The sequence below is a fragment of the Thermodesulforhabdus norvegica genome, from assembly GCF_900114975.1.
Lineage (GTDB): Bacteria > Desulfobacterota > Syntrophobacteria > Syntrophobacterales > Thermodesulforhabdaceae > Thermodesulforhabdus > Thermodesulforhabdus norvegica.
Genome location: NZ_FOUU01000001.1, coordinates 69950 through 86968 on the forward strand (window position 1 = coordinate 69950; position 17019 = coordinate 86968).

Sequence of the window (17019 nt, forward strand, 5' to 3'; positions counted from 1 at the left end):
TAACCCGCCCAGAGGGTTTAAAGCACCTCGAAGATGTCCATTATATAGAGCCTTTCTGAAGCTTGTCCATGAAAACCGGAAGCTCCGGGATCTTTCCATGCTGGATCCTCTGACGGGCCTGTACAACATGAGAAGTTTCTTCAGGGCACTGGAATCGGAAATGCACAGAACACGGAGAAGTCGTGTGCCCACAAGCCTGATCATGCTGGATCTTGATCACTTCAAGCAAATAAACGATACCTACGGGCACATAGCAGGAGACTATGTGTTAAAAAGCGTAGCCGACACGCTGCGCAACGGTGTTCGGGCCGGAGACCTGCCCTGCCGTTATGGAGGAGAAGAATTCGCCGTGGTACTACCGGGCACATCCCTCAGTCAGGCCGTAGGTGTCGCAAAAAGGCTCAAAGAGGCCATTGAAAAGCTGAAATGCTTCTATGCCGGAAAAGAGATCCCCGTTACGGCAAGCTTCGGGGTTGCAACTTACAGGGGAACGACGCCTCCGGAAGTAACTCCCTTTGTGGATCGGGCAGATAAATGCCTTATGGAAGCCAAGCAAAACGGTCGAAACAGAATAGTCTGGGAAGCAGAAGAACCCAAAATCGAAGTTTCTCCCCAGGAAAAGGAACTGCTGAAAATCTTTGCCAATTCATGATACCCCCGAATAACCGTTCCAGCGGACGCGACAGGACCACAACAAAACTGCTCCCATCAAAAAGAAAAAAAGCACACTTAAAATGGAAACCTCCATGGAACGGGTTGCATCAAAAACCATACCGAAAACGAAAGGCCCCAGAAGAGAAGAAAACCTTCCGCCCATGGCATAGAAGCCGAAAAACTCACCGGATCGGTTATCCTTTATGAATTTCGTGAAGGCGGAGCGGCTTAAAGCCTGACTGCCTCCCAGAACCAGACCGCTTAACCCCGCAAGTATCCAGAACTCCAGGCTACGGCGGATCCATACCGCATAGGTTACAATAAGACACCACACAGCCAGATTGCCCAGAAGAATTCTCAAAGTCCCGAACTTGTCCGCAAGAAAGCCGAATAACAGGGCTCCCGGAAAGGCAACAAACTGGGTGACGAGAAGCGCTCCCATAAGCTCCTTCTGGGTTATTCCCAGCCGGTAGGAACCGTAGATTGCTGCCATACTTATTACCGTCTGTATCCCGTTGTTGTAGAAGAAAAAAGCAGTAAGAAAGAGAAGGGCTCCCGGAGTTTCTTTTATTCTCTTAAGGCTGCTCAGGAATCCGTCGCAGGATGGCTCTGAAACCGAATGTTTCGTTAAGCCCTCTATGGCCGAAGCCGGCAACCAGACCATAGCCGGAAGAGAAAAGAGAAGCCACCAGATGCCTACAGAGGCAAGACACAATCTAATAATGAAAAAATCGTTGTGTTCAATCCTTATTCCCGGTAATCCAAGGATAAAAAACTGGAAGGCCAGCAGAAGTCCTCCCCCGACGTAGCCCCAGGCGTAACCCTGAGACGACAAGATGTCGTGCTTGTTTTCGGGAGCAATTATTGGAAGGTAGCTGTTGTACATTACATCGGCAAAAAGAAAGCTCAGGTGTCCTATGAGAAAACAGACCAGAGCATACCAGACCCAACCCGGATAGGCAAAAAGCATCATGGCCGTAGCACCGGCACCGGAAAGAACAAAAAGTATGAAAAGGGGTTTTCTGAGTCCGTATGTATCCGCCACCTTTCCGGCCAGAGGGGCAAAGAGGGCGGCGATAAGCACCGAGATGGATACCCCGTAAGCCCACAGGGAGGGCCCGGGAACACAATGGGCAAGAAGGCAGAGACCTCTATCGGGGACGACGGATTGCGAGAAATATACGGGGAAAAGGGCCGTCAGTATAACGGTTGCGAAGGCAGAATTGGCCCCATCGTAAAGACACCATGCCCTGCACACCCTCTCACGGGGAACCGCCCACTTCAGAAAAATCAACCAACTCCACCGTTCCGTTTCGGAGGTTCTACAAAAGGCTTTATGTCCAGAACCGGGGTTCCATCGTACATATCAATTCCACGAACCTTTATGACATTGCCGTCAAGCCCGATAACATCGAGCACAGAAAGGCCAATAGCGTTGGGTCTGATAGGCGAACAAATGCTGAATACACCCATGGGACGATCTTTGTGAGGAGGTTTTTGAATCAAAAATTCGTCACTAAAAGGCGGGCTTTTGTGAAAATAAAAAAGGACGACTATTTTATCCCCTGTGGATATATCGGAAAGCCCTTTTGAATAAGCGGGATCAATAACAATTTCGCCTTCCAGATCCGATACGGTCCAGTGCCTGGGTACCTTATCGGCCTGTACACGCACAAAACCAATGGGGAAAAACAGTATCTCCTTTTTACCGAATTCGCTCATTCTTCTATCACTCTCAGACAATCCTGAGGAAATCTATAAGTACCTTTCTCATCAAGAGTAACTTCTATAAGGGCATCGGGATCATTTTTACTCGTATCCGGGTCGGTCACAATCCCGTGCAATCCTATAAACTCGTCCATGTATTCTTCCCAGCTCTCATCATCGGATCGTTTGTAGATTTCAACCTTTTGGCCCTTACGGAAACCGGCCATGGTTTCCCCCTTTGCAACGGTTTAATTCCCTGCAGTGACCGTGTAAAGCTTCCGTATACTTTTCGCTCCAAAAGAATTGTCAGTCAAGGATGAACCATTAAGGCAAAAAGGGATGCCGTCGCCCGGAATAATGACCACGGCATCCCGTACATGGAAGATCAGGCCGGCGGAATCTGAGAATCGTCATGGGATCTGGCAAATCTTTTTCTGGCGCAATCAATGCATATCCTCATATCACCCGTTACTGGTACTTCTGCTCTCAGCCTTTGCATGACAAAGTCGTGATACCTCTCGGGTCCCAGGGGTTTACCACATTCGGTACAGTATTCGAGTTTCAAGCGATTCAGTTCGGTTCCGCACAGGTAGAGTATCCGTTCTCCGTCCTTTTCCTCCATGACCATTGCTTCGTTGGGACAATTGGCGGCACAGGCACCACAAAGAATGCACTTTTCCCGCACCTGCCTGAAATCGGTCGCAACGGGATGGTCAAAGTCGAAGTGCCCCAGAGGTAACGCATCCACCTTCATAAGATCTCTGCAGACCTCGACACAACGACCACAGCGACGGCAGATGTCGCACCTTAAACACCGGTATCCTTCGGCTCTGGCATCGTCCTCATCGTAGCCCAATTCCACCTGCTGAAAAGTAATGCGGCGTCGATCGCAGTTCAGCAGAGGCATTTGAGGCCTGTGAAGTCTCATCTTTTGAGACGCCGTTGTTTTCAGACATTCCAGACGCCGTCTTCTCACGGGAACCGGCGGTCTTTTGGGTTGGGGCAGTCCCTGAAGATACCTGTCGATGGCATCGGCTGCCTTCTTACCTGCTCCGATTGCTTCGATCACGGTTGCCGGTCCGGTAACGACGTCACCGGCGGCGAAGACCCCCTCAATGGAGGTCTCCATTGTCACCGTATTAACCCGTATGGTTTCTCTTCGGGTCCAGTCGAGCCCTTTCAGCTCAATCAGGCCCTCTTTTTCCACCTTCTGGCCGATGGCGGTTATAACGGCATCAACCTCTATGATGTGTTCACTCCCGGGAACCGGCACAGGCCTACGACGGCCCTGATCGTCAGGGGGGCCAAGCTGTGTTCTCACACACTTGAGGCCCGTAACCTTTCCGTTACTACCGACAACCTCAACGGGCACGGTCAGGAATACAAAATCAACTCCTTCTTCTTCGGCCTGAAGGACTTCCTCTTCGCTTGCCGGCATCTCCACACGAGAACGACGGTAAACTATGGTGACCTTCTCACAGCCAAGTCTTATACAGGTACGGGCGGCATCAATTGCAACGTTTCCACCGCCTATTATGGCAACCCTCCGGCCCGGTTTGAGCCTTTCTCCGAGAGCAACACGCCTCAGGAAATCGACGGCACTCACGACCTGTGGATAATCGTCCTCACCGGGTACATTCATCCTGAAGGAGCCGTGTGCACCGATGGCGATGAGTATGGCCTCGTATCCCTCCTGGTTTAATTGCTCTATGGTCACATCTCTTCCCAGCCGCGTATTCAGCCTCAATTCAACGCCCAGAGCCAGGATTGCATCGACTTCACGATCTATCACTTCCCGGGGCAGTCTGAATCTGGGTATTCCCACCATCATCATACCGCCTGCAACGGGCAGGGCATCGATGACGGTAACCCCGTAACCTTTTAAGGCCAGAAAGTACGCGGCCGTAAGCCCTGCCGGGCCGGCACCGATTATACAGACCTTCTTGCCCTTGTCCGGAGCCTTCACGGGGTTTCTGTAACCTCCCCGCGACATAACCCGTTCCGAAGCAAAGGCCTTCAGATTCCTTATCGCTATGGGTTCATCGATTCTTCCCCGAACGCAGACGAATTCACAGGGATGGGTACAAACAAGGCCGCAAACCCAGGGAAAGGGGTTATCCTCCCTGATGATCTCAACGGCCTCGTCGTCTTTACCCATAGCTATGAGCGTCACGTAGCTTGGAATATCCAGCCCGGCAGGGCAGGCCATCTGGCAGGGAGACGGAGCAAGCACAACGCAATCTCCGCTGGGGCAGTTCCTCGTAGCAACATGACTGTGGAATACTTCTTCACCGGCAATCAGGTCGTTGAGAATATCCCGGGCGGTTTTAACAGAACTTTCACTCTCACCCTCTGATATTATCTTTTCCGCAAGATTTTTCACGGCATCAACATGACCTTCACCTGCCCTGCCCCAGGAAATATCATCAACCAGGTTCAGCATTTCTTCTGCAAAGTACCGGGACCTCGGCTGGTCGAATTTTCCGTTCACCAGCGCATCCCACAACTTTTGCCTTAATGAGGCAACCTCACAGGAAAGTTTCTTTTCCGCAGCCATACCGTATCCTCATGATCACTCAAAGACCGCCATCTGTTTAGCCGTTCTCTGCCGCTGAATCGAAGGAACCTCACCGGCCTTACCGAAATAGAGACACTTTGTCGTGCAGACCGTTACGCAGGCCGGTTTCAACCCCTTATCCAGCCGATCCATACAGTAGTCACATTTAACAACCTTCTTCGTTTCGGGGTTCCACTGAGGAGCTCCCCAGGGACAGGCCTGCATGCAGGCCTTGCAGCCCACACATAACTCGGAATCAACATAGACTATGCCGTCGTGGCGCTTCTGCATGGCGCCGGTTGGGCAAACGGCCACACACCAGGGTTTTTCGCAGTGATAACAGGGAATGAACTTGAAAAAAGCCCTGGGCAAAGTTCCAACGAACCTGGGTCCAACGGCTACGACTTCACATATCTTCGGTCCAACGGGTAGTTGCTTGTTGCTCTTGCAGGCAACCTCACAGGCATGACAGTTAATGCACCTCTTAGAATCCTGCATAAGATAATACTGGCTCATCGATTATCCTCCCCCCGGCTTTAAGCTTTCCTGTAAGCGCGACGTACTGTAACGATGGTTTCATCCAGAGCAGGGCTTCCCCCTACCATATCTGACTTGTTTTCCTGAAGAAGGGCATCGGATATACCTTTTCCGTAAGAGCGCTCGGCAAACCTCGCAGTATGCCCAAAACCGTGAAGCATGAACACGGCTTCGGGATGGATCAGATCGGTCACGTAAGCCTTAACGCAGCCATCTCCACAGGGCGACGACACTTCCACAAGATCCCCATTTTTAATCCCCAGCCTTTCGGCTTCTCTGGTGTTAATCCACAGGACGTTTTCGGGTACGAGTTCGTTGAGATAGGGGTTGTTCTGGGTAGATACGTGAGTATGGACGGCACAGCGCCCGACCATGAGTCTGTATCGGCCCTCCGGCGGGGGCAAAACAGGCTCATAGGGAGGGAAAGAAGGAAATCCGGCATTTTCCAGAAGAGACGAAACAAACTCTATTTTCTTCGAAGGCGTCTTCAGTTTAAGACCATTTTCACGATCCCAGAAAATCTGGGAATCAGTGTAAGAAACAAAGCCTTTTTCTTCAAAATCTTCCAGAGTGAATCCCGTCCCTTCCAGCTGCCATCTCACGAGGTCTTCCATGGTTTCGTATGGAAAGAAACGGCCGTGACCGAGACGGGTCGCAATTTCCTTTACTATTATCGAATAAGGCCTGGTATCGTATCTGGGCGGTACGGCCTGTCGCCGCAGGAACATTTGAGGTTTCAGGCCGTTGGCCTGCTGGACGCAATCGGTTCTTTCCAGAAAGGTGGATTCCGGAAGAACGATGTCGGAGTACCAGGCTATGTCGCTCCACCTCACGTCAACCGTTACTATAAGATCCAGCTTCTCCAGCGCCCTTTCCATGAGCTTTCGATCGGGGATGGAGTGAAGGGGCTCAAATCGATTCACTATGAAAGCTTTTATGGGGTAGGGATCCTCGTTGAGTATGGCATAAGGCAGCATCTGAGGCACGCCGTGGTTGGGGTCTGGAAGAGGAAGGCTTTCAGTACCAACCTTGTCAAAGCGTACCTCTTCCACCCTGGGAAGCCCCTCCTGTTCGGTAAGCTTTCTGGCCGGTTTCCCTCCGACTTCTCCCGGACCCTTCTTGAAAAAGAGACCACCTTTCGCCTCAATGTTACCCATGAGAACATTCAGTATTAAGATGGAACGACGAAGGTATATCTCGTTGGTATGGCTTGCCCCTCTGTAACCGTAATGGAATACCACAGAAGGTTTATCTTTGCTGACCTCCCTCGCCAGCTCAACAATCCTATCCGCAGGAATTCCCGTTTCACGCTCTGCCCATTCGGGCGTATAAGGCTGAACAAACTCTTCCAGTTTTCCCAGACCGTGAACCCATTTATCGACGAACTTCACATCATAAAGGCGTTCCTTAAGGATGACATGAATGAGAGCATAATTCAGGGCCAGGTCCGTGCCCGGTCGGATCATAAAATAACGATGGGCCTTGGTGGCCGTAACCGTTACGCGTGGGTCTATGTAGGTAATCCTGGCTCCCTTCTCCAGTGCCTCCATCAGGAAATTAATGGGCTTGACTTCAAGGGATTCAAAGAAATTGCGCCCGTAAAAGACAATGTGTTTTACATTTTTGTAATCAATTCCCATCTGAGCATCGGTATAGCCGAAAAGAGACCTGCAGGCCGTGTTGACCGATCCCTTGCACAGGGCATCGTGGGTAAAGTGATTGGGACTTCCAATGCATCTTAAGAAGGTCTTGGAAACATGGGTGGCGAGATTGGTGCGCTCACCCAGCACGACACTCCGTCCGCCGTATTTTTCTATTATTTCTCCAAGTTTCTTCGCCACAAGATCGAAGGCTTCGTCCCAGGAAACCCTTTTCCACTGCCCCGATCCTCTGGGCCCCGTACGAACCATCGGCCCCTGAAGCCTCTGAGTATCGTTCAGAAGGGCAATCGCTGCCGCACCTTTGGCACAAAGGCTACCTTCAATTCCGGGAACATGAGGATTTCCCTCAATCCACTTAACCTGCCCGTTTTCCACCTCTACCTTGATCGGACACCTGACGGTGCACATAAAACACAGACTGTAAACGGTTTTACTCATAGACTCTCTCCTTCCTCCATTGTGCTGTTTTTAGCCCACAGACCAGAAGTTCACAGACTATTCGCACTGGGGCTTTTTATCTCAAAATTAAAACACCAGGGCAAATCAGCAGAACAGGTCGGAAGCAATTTTCGTTCCGTAATTGCCGATCTGTGAAAGAACCGTCCCTGCTCATCCCCATCTTGATCAGAAAGCAAAACAATTTTGCAGTGCAAAATTTATTTGCACCTGAATGGTGATCAGGCGCTTTCAGGCTATCAAGGTCAGGGATTTTTATATTGGCGGTTTCTGAAGAACTGACGGTCTCCAGAACCATGGCATCTTCTTTGCTTGAGGAAATAACCGCTGTGCGCACAGCGGGATTATTGGTACGAAAATCTGATCGTAAGGAGGTAGGTTAGTAATGAGGAGCAGGTTCAAACCCATTGTCTTTGCATTTCTGGTTTTGTGTCTTCTGGGATGGATCGGTATGATCCACAGCAGTATGGCTCAGGATCAGGTGGGACCGATCTCGGGCATTTCCGGAAAGCTTGCAGAGATCATTTCAAGCACTCCCAGGTGTGCCGGTGAAGTAACCAAGGGCTGTATAAATCCCGAGGCGCCAAGAGGCTATCTCGGTATCCCCGGCGCACCTAAGCCGTCCTATTTAATAGGTCTTCTGTGGGCCATCTGGGTGGGATGGATATTCTCAACCGTTGGCGCTTTCGGGGGAATCATGGCCGGAGTTGGTCACATCACCATCTTCGGGCTGGCCAACTACGCCCGCTCCTTTAAGGCAACCAACCCACCACTGAACAAATTTCTCACCGATTCAATCCGTGTCTCCAATCAGTTTCTTGTCGGCTTAAGCGCCCTCGTTTCAACGATAAACTATGCGAAGATGAAACGCCTTATAGCCCCGCTGGGAATTGCGATGGGAGTGGGCTCGGTCGTCGGCAGCACCCTTGTGCCGATTCTGACGGCAGGGAAAATCAGCCTGAAGGCATATCTCGGATACTTCGGTCTCGCCGTATTCCTTGTGGCCGGTTTTATGTTTTACAGCACCACCGAAAGAGCCCGAGCCAAGCGCAAAGCGGCATCGGAAGCAGCCAAGCGCTTCGAAGAAGCGGTTAAGCAGAAAGGCGACACTTCCGCGCTTGGTGTCAGGATACAGTGTTTCACTCCCGCTACCTGTGAATTCACCTTCAGCGGCGTTGAGTTCAAATTCAATCCCTTTATGGCCGCCCTTGGCGGATTTTTCATCGCCGCAATGGCATCTTTCCTTGGAATAGGTGGAGGATTTCTCCTGGTCCCGTTCATGACAGACATACTCAAGCTTCCCATGTTTATCGTTGCGGGGACATCGGCTCTTATAGTTCTGATCGGCATGGTGGTGAGCATCTTCAACTATATGGTCATCAAAGGCGTTATGGTCTGGTGGCCTCTGATAGCCGTTGAGCTAATCGGTATTTTTGTAGGATCCATGATCGGTCCTCGTACCCAGAAATACATTCCTGACGTGTGGCTGAAACGCCTCTTTGTGCTGCTGGCAATTTATGTGGGCATCCGCTACACATCAAAAGGATTTCTGGGCTACAGCATCGTACCGCCCTATTAATAAGAGCATAGAGGAGGATGGGCCTTTCCATCCTCCCCTTCAGGAGGGAATAAACACAATGCATGCCCTTTACATGTGGCTGGATTCTTACCTGATTGAGCTCTACAGAATCATTGATGACCCGATCTACGCTTTCTTTCTGGGAACCTTTCTACTTGCAGCTCTGGCGGTTTTTATAGGTCAATTCTCCATATCGCTGGCCTTCCTGGCAAATCGACGATACATGGAAAGGCTGGGAGAAGAACTCACCAGATGGAATAACCTTTCTCTGGAAGCTCTCGCTATGGGAGACCGCAAGGCCTACGAAGGCGCCAATAATCAGGCAAACGAAGCTTTCGGAAAGCTATTTTTCCTGTCGGTGGCGCATTCCGCCGCATCCCTGTGGCCTGCGCCTTTCTTCCTGGGATGGATGCAGATAAGGTTTTCCGGGATCGAATTTCCCCTCCCCTTTTCGCTACCCTTTGTGGGATCAACCGTGGGCTTTGCCTTCTTTTTCATCGCCTTCTTTGCCATATGCCACATAACCTTCGGAAAGCTCCAGCCCCACTTGCCCTACTTCGGAAGGATATATGCACTCCTCAAGGTTTATGACAGGGAGAAAAAACGCAGGAAAGACATTTCCAGGAAGGCTTCAGAAGAAGCAGGTGGAGAACGGATCCCCCACCCGCTTTCTCAATAAGCCTTCTACGATGTTTCGAGATCGAAGGGCCAGGCTACAATTCCACCTTCGATAAACCAGACCCTTTCAAATCCGGCAGCATTAAGGATTCGCTGGGCTTCATAGCCTCTCATGCTTACCTTGCAGAAGGCCAGAATGTCCCTGTCTCTGGGCAGCTCCGAGATTCTTTCTCTAAGAGCCCCCAGGGGTATGTGAACAACCCGATCGTCGGGTATCCTTACTTCCGAAAACTCCTGCGGCGTTCTCACATCCAGAAGCAGGAGATCCTTCTTCTCATCCATCCACCGCTTTGCTTCAAGGGGGTTTAATCCTTTAGCAAAACCGTTCAACTTATTAAGAAGCACATGGGCTGCCGTTATGATGGGATCCAGAGGAGGCGAATAGGGGGGAGCATAGGCAAGATCAAGATAAGCCAGCTTGTCCAGCGTGGCATCGAGGGACAGAGCCGTTGCCACCACATCTATTCTGCGGGCAACATCTCCGGGACCCACAATCTGAACCCCGACAATCTTACGATAACGCTTTGAGGCGGTAAGTTTTATCACGAGAGGTTTGGCTCCCATGTAATGGGGCTTATCCGGCCCAGCCCAGATGACCGATTCCACATCGTAGTTCATGTCGGTAGCGTTTTTCTCCGTAAGTCCCGTACGCCCCGCCGTATAGTCAAAAACCTTACAGATACTGGTACAGGCCACACCGGGAAAAGGAGTGGGAAGTCCGGCTATGTGGTTTGCGATAATTCGGCCGTGCTTGTTTGCAGTGGAACCCAGGGGAATGTAAAGGTATTCTCCGGTTATCGGAGAAACATACTGGTTCAGGGCACAATCTCCACCCGCATAGATGTCAGGATCGTTCGTCTGACAATAGGCATTCACAAGAATTCCGCCTCTGGGATGGCACGCCAGATTTGCCGCTCTGGCCAGTTCATCGTTAGGCCTCACGCCGGTCGCAACAACAACAAGATCGGCGGGAATCTCTCGCTTCTCCGTCTTCACAGACTCGACAGAGTCTTTCCCACCAATCTCAAGCACTTTTTCCCCGGTATAGACACGAACCCCCTTGCTCCTTACATGCTTTTCAACCAGAAGCGCCAGTTCCAGATCAAGAAACTGGGGAAAGATCTGATCGAACATTTCCACAACAGAAACCTCCAGCCCGATCGAGGCGAGAGCCTCTGCCATCTCGATGCCGATATATCCGGCACCAACGACGACGGCCTTCTTTGAGCTCGAGTTCAGCGCTGCATCACGAATTTTTCTGGCATCCTCCGGGGTCCTGACGAAAAAGACATTTTTGAGATCGATTCCCTTCACGGGCGGTTTTATGGGAGATGCACCCGTAGCCAGAACGAGACGGTCGTAAGGTATTTCATCTTCTTTCCCGTCGTTGAGGTCCCTTACTCTTACAACCTTACGCTCCCTGTCGATAGAAAAGACTTCCTTACGGGTGAGAACCCTTACGCCCTTGGCTTTTTCAAAAAAGGCGGCAGTGCGCCTGACACCGACGGGGGTTTCCGTAAGCATTTCCACTTCAGGGAACAGCCCTTCCACATAGTAAGGAATTCCGCAGGCACCGTAGGAAATGTGATCTCCCCTTTCCAGAACCGTGATCTCGGCATCGGGTAAAAGCCTCCTTAGCCTGCAGGCTACTTTTGGCCCACAGGCGACGGCCCCGACAATTACAACCTTCAACGGCCCATTACCACCCATAATGACCTCCTCCTGATCTCGAATAACGACCGCTTTACCGATACAGAACATGTCACCAGATGGTTAACACAGGCCTTGAGATTTTGCAAAAGTAATGTTAAATGATGTTACCATAACGGGTGCAGGTACGGTTGCTCAAAGAGTTTTCTCTCAAAAGGAGCGTACCATCATGAGAACAGAATTACCGGAGCTCCTGGCAATCGATTCTCACTGCCATGCCGACATCATGAACTCCCTGGTGCCAGAATTTTTTGACACTTACCACAGAATGCGGGTTGGAGGGATAAGCTGGTCTTACGTCGAGGGTATTAAATCTTATCGTCACTATCCTGAATACTGGAATCGGCTTAAGGAACTCTGCCAGAGACTCCGGCAACAGGGTCTGTTTTTTTATTACCTCGTGGGCATTCACCCCCGCTGTATCCCTCCGGACCTCGACGGAACCTCTGGCCTTCCCCGGGAAGTCACCGAATCGATGCTTGAACACCTTTCGTCGCCCCTCTGCCTCGGCATCGGAGAAATAGGCATCGATACGGGTTCAGAAAGAGAGGAGCGCATCTTCCGGCTACAACTTGAATGGGCAGAAGAACAGGTGGTTCCCGGAAAGCGTGTAGGGATACACACTCCCAGGCAGAATAAGAAGGATATAACAAGGCGGATTCTCGATATCTTATCCTACTACGAACCCCTTCATCCCTTTACGGTCATAGACCACGTAACCCCCGAAACCTTCCCTTACGTGCACGAACAGGGTCTGGTTGCCGGACTGACTCTGCAGGAAGGCAAGTGTTCCAAGAAGGACCTGATAACGATGCTTGAGCGGCACGGAGACGCCCTCAAAGGGTTAATGCTTAACAGCGACGGTGCCAGGTCTATTTCGAAACCCTTCTTTGATTTTATTTGCGATAGATCATTCCCCGACGAAGAGCTGAAAAAAGGGCTTTTACGGGATCACTGTTTAAATTTCTTCGCAATAAGAGACCGTTGACTGTTAACCACAGAGAAGGAGGAAGGAGGCAATGAAAAAAGTGGCAATTCTTAGCTGCGGGCAATACATGGACAGCGGTTACGGTTGTCCGGGTGAATGGCGCTGTTACAAGGCGGCCGCTCTTGGAGAAGGCAAATTCGACGAGCCTTCTCAGGTTGTCTTCTGGATTGCCTGTGAATGTCCCGGCAAAACCGTTATTCCCAATACCAAGATGGCCATGAAGCTTTCCGAGATGAAACCCGAGGCAATCTACATGAGCACCTGCATGGTTGGGTCCTTTCCGGGATGTCCTCATTACAAGCCCGAAGAAATGGCCCAAAAGCTTCAGGACACTTTCGGTATACCTGTGATTATGGGAACCCATGAATATACCTAGAAACCCGGAACGCCCCCGTTAGGGTCAACCGGCGGGGGCTCCTGTCAAATCCAGCCCGGATTTCAGCAAGTCCTCAATAAGCCTTCACGAAAAGCCTCTGTTGTATAATTAAACACCTTTTGTGACAATTTTCTCTTGAATATTCAAACACTTACAGTTGACTAGACGCACCGAGATGAGTAATTTCCCTGCAACGGCTATCTCAAGCTCAGGAGGGGATGTATCATGAACTGGGAATCTCTCTATGATTTTCTTTTGTCCCGGGGTACCTGGATTGCTTTCGGTGTATGCATTGTCGGGCTGTGTTTCCGATGTATTTATCTCTACGCCCTGAGTCTGGATCGGGACAGGGTTTTTTACAATCACTTCTCGGTCTCGTGGGCTCTCAAATCCATCTTTGCCTGGCTTGTTCCTTTGGGAAGCCGGGGCTGGCGACAGCAGCCTTTGTTTTCCCTTGCCTTCTTTTTCTTTCATCTGACCTTTATCCTGGTTCCTTTATTCCTGAATGCCCATAACATACTGTGGGAAAATGCTTGGGGAGTAAGCCTGCCATCGCTTAACGATACAGTTGCAGACTGGTTAACGGTGGTCTTTATCGTGTCGGCCCTTGTGCTTCTGGGGCGGAGGATTCTAAGGCCTGAGGTCAGGTTTCTTACCACCTGGTGGGACTATACCTTACTGCTCCTGTGTTCTCTTCCCTTTATAACCGGTTTTATGGCCTACCATCGCATAGGACCTTATGGGCCCGTAATGGTTTTGCATCTCCTTTCTGCCGAGGTATTGCTTGCAATCATTCCTTTCACGAAGCTCGCCCATGTAGTCCTGTACTTTTTTACACGGGCCTTTATCGGGGCTGAAATGGGCGCACGCCGTGGAGCACGCTGCTGGTAAAACAACCGCCTTCGGAGGGATCTCATGACGGGAGAAGGAATTCGAATTAATCCTTCTGTAATCAAAGAAATACTCGACCAGAACAACGGAGCAAGGATAAGGACATGGCTCAGCATATGCTCCCGCTGCGGGCTCTGTGCTGAATCATGTTTTTTCTATCTGGCCAACAATAAAGACCTTCGCTTCTCGCCGGCCTATAAATTCCACAGAACCCTTGGAACTCTTTACAAAAAGAAAGGCAAGGTGGACGAAAAATTTCTGCAGGAGTGTCTGGATATTGCCTGGGGTGAATGTACCACTTGCAAGAGATGCTCCATGTATTGCCCCTTCGGTATAGACATTGCCTCGATGATTTCTCTGGTGCGAACCATCTGCTACAGCCAGGGGTTTGTTCCGGAAGGGCTCGCAAGGACTTTGCCCAATTACCGTCAATTCGGGAATCAGATGGCCGTAACGGCGGAAGACCTCGTGGAAACCTGTGAATGGATGGCCGAAGAGGCCCGTGATGAGATAAAGGGCGTGGAGATTCCCATAGACCTTGCCGGTGCCCGGTACATGTACACCATAAATCCCAGAGAGGTTATGTTTTATCCTCAGGACCTCGCCATGGCGGCTCAGATTTTCAGGGTCGCCGGAGAAAGCTGGACCATTCCAACCTCAGGGTGGGACTGTACAAATCTGGCGATGTATGCGGGGGATAAAAAACTGGCCGGTGAGGTCGTTGAGGCCATGTACAAAAAGGCCCGGGAACTCGGGGTGGAGGCCATACTCATAACCGAGTGTGGCCATGCCTTCAGATCCGCCGCCTTTGAAGGACCTTACCTTGCCGGCTACCGAAACGGAAAGCCCCCCGTTCCCGTAAAGCACTCCGTCGAGCTTTTTTACGAATACCTCAGAGACGGAAAAATCAAGATAGATCCTGCAAAGAAAATAGATGTCCCTATCACCTATCAGGATCCCTGCAATGTCAGCAGAAACGGGGGCCTCTGGGAACAGGGACGGGAAATCATGCGCTACATTGCCGAGGACTTTCGAGACATGTCCCCTAACAGGGATCACAATCACTGCTGTGGTGGAGGTGGTGGTTTTATTCCCATGGGAGGCCCATTTCGTAAGAGGCGCATGATTTCGGGAAGGGTAAAGGCAGAACAAATCAGAGCAACAGGGGCAAAGATTGTAGTTACGCCCTGCCATAATTGCTACGACCAGATAAACGACCTGAACAAAGAATACAATCTTGGCGTAAGGGTCGTATCCCTTAAAGAGCTTATTGTTGAAACAATGTTCGTACCGGAGGAATTAAGGCCCGACGAGCAACAACGGGAAGAATCATCATCAGATGAGGTATAAGCAATGAATTGCCCGGTTTGCGGAGAAGAAGTCAGGCGCGAAAAAAGTTATTGTGAAAGATGTGCTTTTGTATATCGCCCCGTCCCCGGCGAAGGTGAAGCGTCTTACAGTAAACGCCTTGCACTGCACAAAGAAATGTGGGCTCATATCGAAAAATGCCCTCACACATCAGGCCCCCTCCCGGGGGAACACAAAATTCTGTTTTGCACAGACCTTTACGCAAGTTCCGATTTTGCCTTTAAGGCCGCCGTTGATCTGGCCCGGGAGTGCAACGGAGAACTCATCGTTTTCCATGTGCTAGAATCCCGGCATCGCTACTCCGGACATGTGATCACGGCCGATGGGGAAACCTGGCCTTCCAGTGAAGTCTTTGAAAGACTCAAAAAAAGCCTGCACCAATACTACTCGGCTAAAATGGAGCCGGGAACTCCTGTGAAGATGCGCATTGAGGCCAAAGGCGGAATACCCTGGGTGGAAATCGTAAGGTTTGCCCGAAGGGAAAAGACAGACATGATAGTTATGGGGCCCTATTCGATAAAGGACCCTTCACAGAACGGGTTCAACCTCGAGAGGCCTCATCTGGGAGAGACCGCAAGTAAGGTGAGCCTCAGGGCTCATTGCCCGGTAGCCATCGTAACATCGCCGGACCAGAGGCTGAGCCTCGAGGAGACGACGAAGAAACAGGGATAAAACTTGTGATGCTGTCGGACTTACGGAGGATGAAGATCCTATGGGTGTTCAAAGACTTGTCGTGATAACCATCTCGGCAATCATGCTCATGACCCCGAGCGCGGCTCTTAAGGCGCAGGACGAGCAAATGCAACTAAAACATGACGCCCTGGCACCTCACAGGCGTTCTGTCGTAACCTTTCCCCACGCCCTGCATGAGGAAAAAATCGACTGCATCAGATGCCACCATGATTTCAACGAATACGGTGTCAATGTTGGCAGTGAGGGCGAGGCCTGCGGCTCCTGCCATGGGAATAAAGCGGGATTGCCCGGCCTCAGAGAAGCCTTTCACGGACAGTGCATTGAATGCCACAGGAAACTTTTGAGAAAAAAACTGCCCACCGGTCCCGTGCTATGTGCCGACTGCCACAGAGGCCAGGTTGGTGCGGAAGGCCATTAGGTTCACTTTACCTGCAGGATTCTACCTGCATGGACAACACCGTGGCACCGGCAGGCGGTTGCTATTATAAGAGCCCGGCCTGCCGGAAGTTTCTTTGCCCATTCTTCAAGCAGGCGAAGATGTTTGGCGGGATAGCCCCCAATACCTGGTGCAAGCTGAAAACTACGGACAACTGCACCGGCCCACCCGGTCGGGATGGAATCGGCAATCAGAGAAAACAGGTCAGGTTTCCTGGGTTCCTTTGTGTAAGTACATATACCGTCGGGTTCGGAGCAGTGGTCAGGGCACAGGAAGGTTGCATTGCTGGCAAAGATACAGTCGGCATCGTGGTGGAATGGGTTGGGTAATCTTCTGGATAGTTCCTCCGGCACGGGACAGGGCCCTATTCGAAAACCCGAGAGGGCGAGAACCCTGCTGAGCCACAGGTAGGCCAGATGGATCGGCACGGCGGGGATAATCCACGCTCCTTCATCCGGAGGATTTTCAACAAGATAGTCAATCCCATCCCCTGCAAATCCGGTAAAGTTTACTTTTTCCCTTCTTGCAAGATCGATAGCTTCTTTCCGGGCATCCACGACCGTAAAAGAAAGGCTCGGATGCTTCTTGAAAAGCCTTTTCAGGGCTTTTCTGCCAAATTGACCCGCCCCGATCAGAACGACACCAGAAGCACCTTCCAGAGAATCGATATTTTCTTGTTCCCACAATCGAAGAATGGTATCCATTAAAGGCTCCTATCTCCGAGAAAA

General features: G+C 50.9%; 17 protein-coding genes. 9 read left to right on the forward strand and 8 right to left on the reverse strand.

From position 1 onward, the window contains the following. Positions 1-97 precede the first annotated feature (97 nt). Positions 98-652 (forward strand): GGDEF domain-containing protein, encoded by a 555-nt coding sequence (locus BM091_RS00330; RefSeq protein WP_177193460.1) that lies wholly within the window; start codon positions 98-100, stop codon positions 650-652. Here the strand turns inward: BM091_RS00330 and BM091_RS00335 are convergent. The 6 genes from BM091_RS00335 to BM091_RS00360 form a co-directional block, all read right to left on the reverse strand. Beyond that, on the reverse strand, positions 647-1948 hold the full coding sequence (locus BM091_RS00335) for an MFS transporter (RefSeq protein WP_093392536.1): 1302 nt from the start codon (positions 1946-1948) through the stop codon (positions 647-649). The genes BM091_RS00330 and BM091_RS00335 overlap by 6 nt on opposite strands. Next, a complete protein-coding gene (locus BM091_RS00340; RefSeq protein ID WP_093392538.1) occupies positions 1945-2376 on the reverse strand; it encodes an SAM-dependent methyltransferase in 432 nt (143 codons plus the stop codon). The genes BM091_RS00335 and BM091_RS00340 overlap by 4 nt, the downstream gene beginning before the upstream one ends. Further along, a complete protein-coding gene (locus BM091_RS00345) occupies positions 2373-2588 on the reverse strand; it encodes a hypothetical protein (RefSeq protein ID WP_093392540.1) in 216 nt (71 codons plus the stop codon). The genes BM091_RS00340 and BM091_RS00345 overlap by 4 nt, the downstream gene beginning before the upstream one ends. A 158-nt stretch (positions 2589-2746) precedes the next feature. Further along, the gene (locus BM091_RS00350; protein WP_093392541.1) at positions 2747-4918 is read right to left on the reverse strand and encodes an NAD(P)-binding protein; all 2172 of its coding nucleotides are present in this window, start codon (positions 4916-4918) and stop codon (positions 2747-2749) included. 15 nt (positions 4919-4933) lie between these two features. Next, positions 4934-5434 carry a 4Fe-4S dicluster domain-containing protein gene (locus BM091_RS00355; protein ID WP_093392543.1) on the reverse strand — a complete coding sequence of 167 codons (501 nt, stop codon included), beginning with the start codon at positions 5432-5434 and terminating at the stop codon, positions 4934-4936. Between the two features lie 20 nt (positions 5435-5454). Continuing rightward, positions 5455-7554 carry a molybdopterin-dependent oxidoreductase gene (locus BM091_RS00360; protein ID WP_093392545.1) on the reverse strand — a complete coding sequence of 700 codons (2100 nt, stop codon included), beginning with the start codon at positions 7552-7554 and terminating at the stop codon, positions 5455-5457. Positions 7555-7957: 403 nt separating this feature from the next. Between BM091_RS00360 and BM091_RS00365 the strand changes: the two genes are divergently transcribed. Both BM091_RS00365 and BM091_RS00370 read left to right on the forward strand, forming a co-directional pair. Next, the gene (locus BM091_RS00365) at positions 7958-9151 is read left to right on the forward strand and encodes a sulfite exporter TauE/SafE family protein (RefSeq protein WP_218148762.1); all 1194 of its coding nucleotides are present in this window, start codon (positions 7958-7960) and stop codon (positions 9149-9151) included. Positions 9152-9209: 58 nt separating this feature from the next. Further along, a complete protein-coding gene (locus BM091_RS00370) occupies positions 9210-9830 on the forward strand; it encodes a hypothetical protein (protein ID WP_093392547.1) in 621 nt (206 codons plus the stop codon). Positions 9831-9835: 5 nt separating this feature from the next. On the opposite strand, the gene BM091_RS00375 is transcribed toward BM091_RS00370, so the two are convergent. Next, positions 9836-11539 (reverse strand): FAD-dependent oxidoreductase, encoded by a 1704-nt coding sequence (locus BM091_RS00375; RefSeq protein WP_093392549.1) that lies wholly within the window; start codon positions 11537-11539, stop codon positions 9836-9838. Positions 11540-11708: 169 nt separating this feature from the next. Here BM091_RS00375 and BM091_RS00380 point away from each other — a divergent pair, with 169 nt between their 5' ends. The 6 genes from BM091_RS00380 to BM091_RS00405 all read left to right on the forward strand — a co-directional run bounded on the left by BM091_RS00380 (position 11709) and on the right by BM091_RS00405 (position 16273). Further along, entirely contained in the window at positions 11709-12527 is an 819-nt protein-coding gene (locus tag BM091_RS00380) for a TatD family hydrolase (RefSeq protein ID WP_177193461.1), read from the forward strand. Between the two features lie 31 nt (positions 12528-12558). Then, positions 12559-12903, forward strand: a complete 345-nt coding sequence (locus tag BM091_RS00385) for a CGGC domain-containing protein (RefSeq protein ID WP_093392553.1) — start codon at positions 12559-12561, stop codon at positions 12901-12903. 225 nt (positions 12904-13128) lie between these two features. Next, entirely contained in the window at positions 13129-13794 is a 666-nt protein-coding gene (locus tag BM091_RS00390; protein ID WP_093392555.1) for a hypothetical protein, read from the forward strand. Positions 13795-13818: 24 nt separating this feature from the next. Beyond that, positions 13819-15144, forward strand: a complete 1326-nt coding sequence (locus BM091_RS00395; RefSeq protein ID WP_093392557.1) for a (Fe-S)-binding protein — start codon at positions 13819-13821, stop codon at positions 15142-15144. 3 nt (positions 15145-15147) lie between these two features. Then, positions 15148-15834, forward strand: coding sequence for a universal stress protein (locus BM091_RS00400; RefSeq protein WP_093392559.1), 687 nt, complete (start codon positions 15148-15150; stop codon positions 15832-15834). 40 nt (positions 15835-15874) lie between these two features. Further along, entirely contained in the window at positions 15875-16273 is a 399-nt protein-coding gene (locus BM091_RS00405; protein ID WP_093392561.1) for a cytochrome c3 family protein, read from the forward strand. Positions 16274-16275: 2 nt separating this feature from the next. Here BM091_RS00405 and BM091_RS00410 read toward each other — a convergent pair whose 3' ends face one another. Beyond that, a complete protein-coding gene (locus BM091_RS00410) occupies positions 16276-16995 on the reverse strand; it encodes an NAD-binding protein (RefSeq protein WP_093392563.1) in 720 nt (239 codons plus the stop codon). Positions 16996-17019 lie beyond the last annotated feature (24 nt).

Bases quoted from the DNA above. Each gene is read 5' to 3' on its own strand.
- BM091_RS00330 (WP_177193460.1), top strand. From the start codon at position 98: ATGCTGGATCCTCTGACGGGCCTGTACAACATGAGAAGTTTCTTCAGG.
- BM091_RS00340 (WP_093392538.1), bottom strand. From the start codon at position 2,376: ATGAGCGAATTCGGTAAAAAGGAGATACTGTTTTTCCCCATTGGTTTT.
- BM091_RS00345 (WP_093392540.1), bottom strand. From the start codon at position 2,588: ATGGCCGGTTTCCGTAAGGGCCAAAAGGTTGAAATCTACAAACGATCC.
- BM091_RS00350 (WP_093392541.1), bottom strand. From the start codon at position 4,918: ATGGCTGCGGAAAAGAAACTTTCCTGTGAGGTTGCCTCATTAAGGCAA.
- BM091_RS00355 (WP_093392543.1), bottom strand. From the start codon at position 5,434: ATGAGCCAGTATTATCTTATGCAGGATTCTAAGAGGTGCATTAACTGT.
- BM091_RS00360 (WP_093392545.1), bottom strand. From the start codon at position 7,554: ATGAGTAAAACCGTTTACAGTCTGTGTTTTATGTGCACCGTCAGGTGT.
- BM091_RS00365 (WP_218148762.1), top strand. From the start codon at position 7,958: ATGAGGAGCAGGTTCAAACCCATTGTCTTTGCATTTCTGGTTTTGTGT.
- BM091_RS00370 (WP_093392547.1), top strand. From the start codon at position 9,210: ATGCATGCCCTTTACATGTGGCTGGATTCTTACCTGATTGAGCTCTAC.
- BM091_RS00375 (WP_093392549.1), bottom strand. From the start codon at position 11,539: ATGGGTGGTAATGGGCCGTTGAAGGTTGTAATTGTCGGGGCCGTCGCC.
- BM091_RS00380 (WP_177193461.1), top strand. From the start codon at position 11,709: ATGAGAACAGAATTACCGGAGCTCCTGGCAATCGATTCTCACTGCCAT.
- BM091_RS00385 (WP_093392553.1), top strand. From the start codon at position 12,559: ATGAAAAAAGTGGCAATTCTTAGCTGCGGGCAATACATGGACAGCGGT.
- BM091_RS00390 (WP_093392555.1), top strand. From the start codon at position 13,129: ATGAACTGGGAATCTCTCTATGATTTTCTTTTGTCCCGGGGTACCTGG.
- BM091_RS00395 (WP_093392557.1), top strand. From the start codon at position 13,819: ATGACGGGAGAAGGAATTCGAATTAATCCTTCTGTAATCAAAGAAATA.
- BM091_RS00400 (WP_093392559.1), top strand. From the start codon at position 15,148: ATGAATTGCCCGGTTTGCGGAGAAGAAGTCAGGCGCGAAAAAAGTTAT.
- BM091_RS00405 (WP_093392561.1), top strand. From the start codon at position 15,875: ATGGGTGTTCAAAGACTTGTCGTGATAACCATCTCGGCAATCATGCTC.
- BM091_RS00410 (WP_093392563.1), bottom strand. From the start codon at position 16,995: ATGGATACCATTCTTCGATTGTGGGAACAAGAAAATATCGATTCTCTG.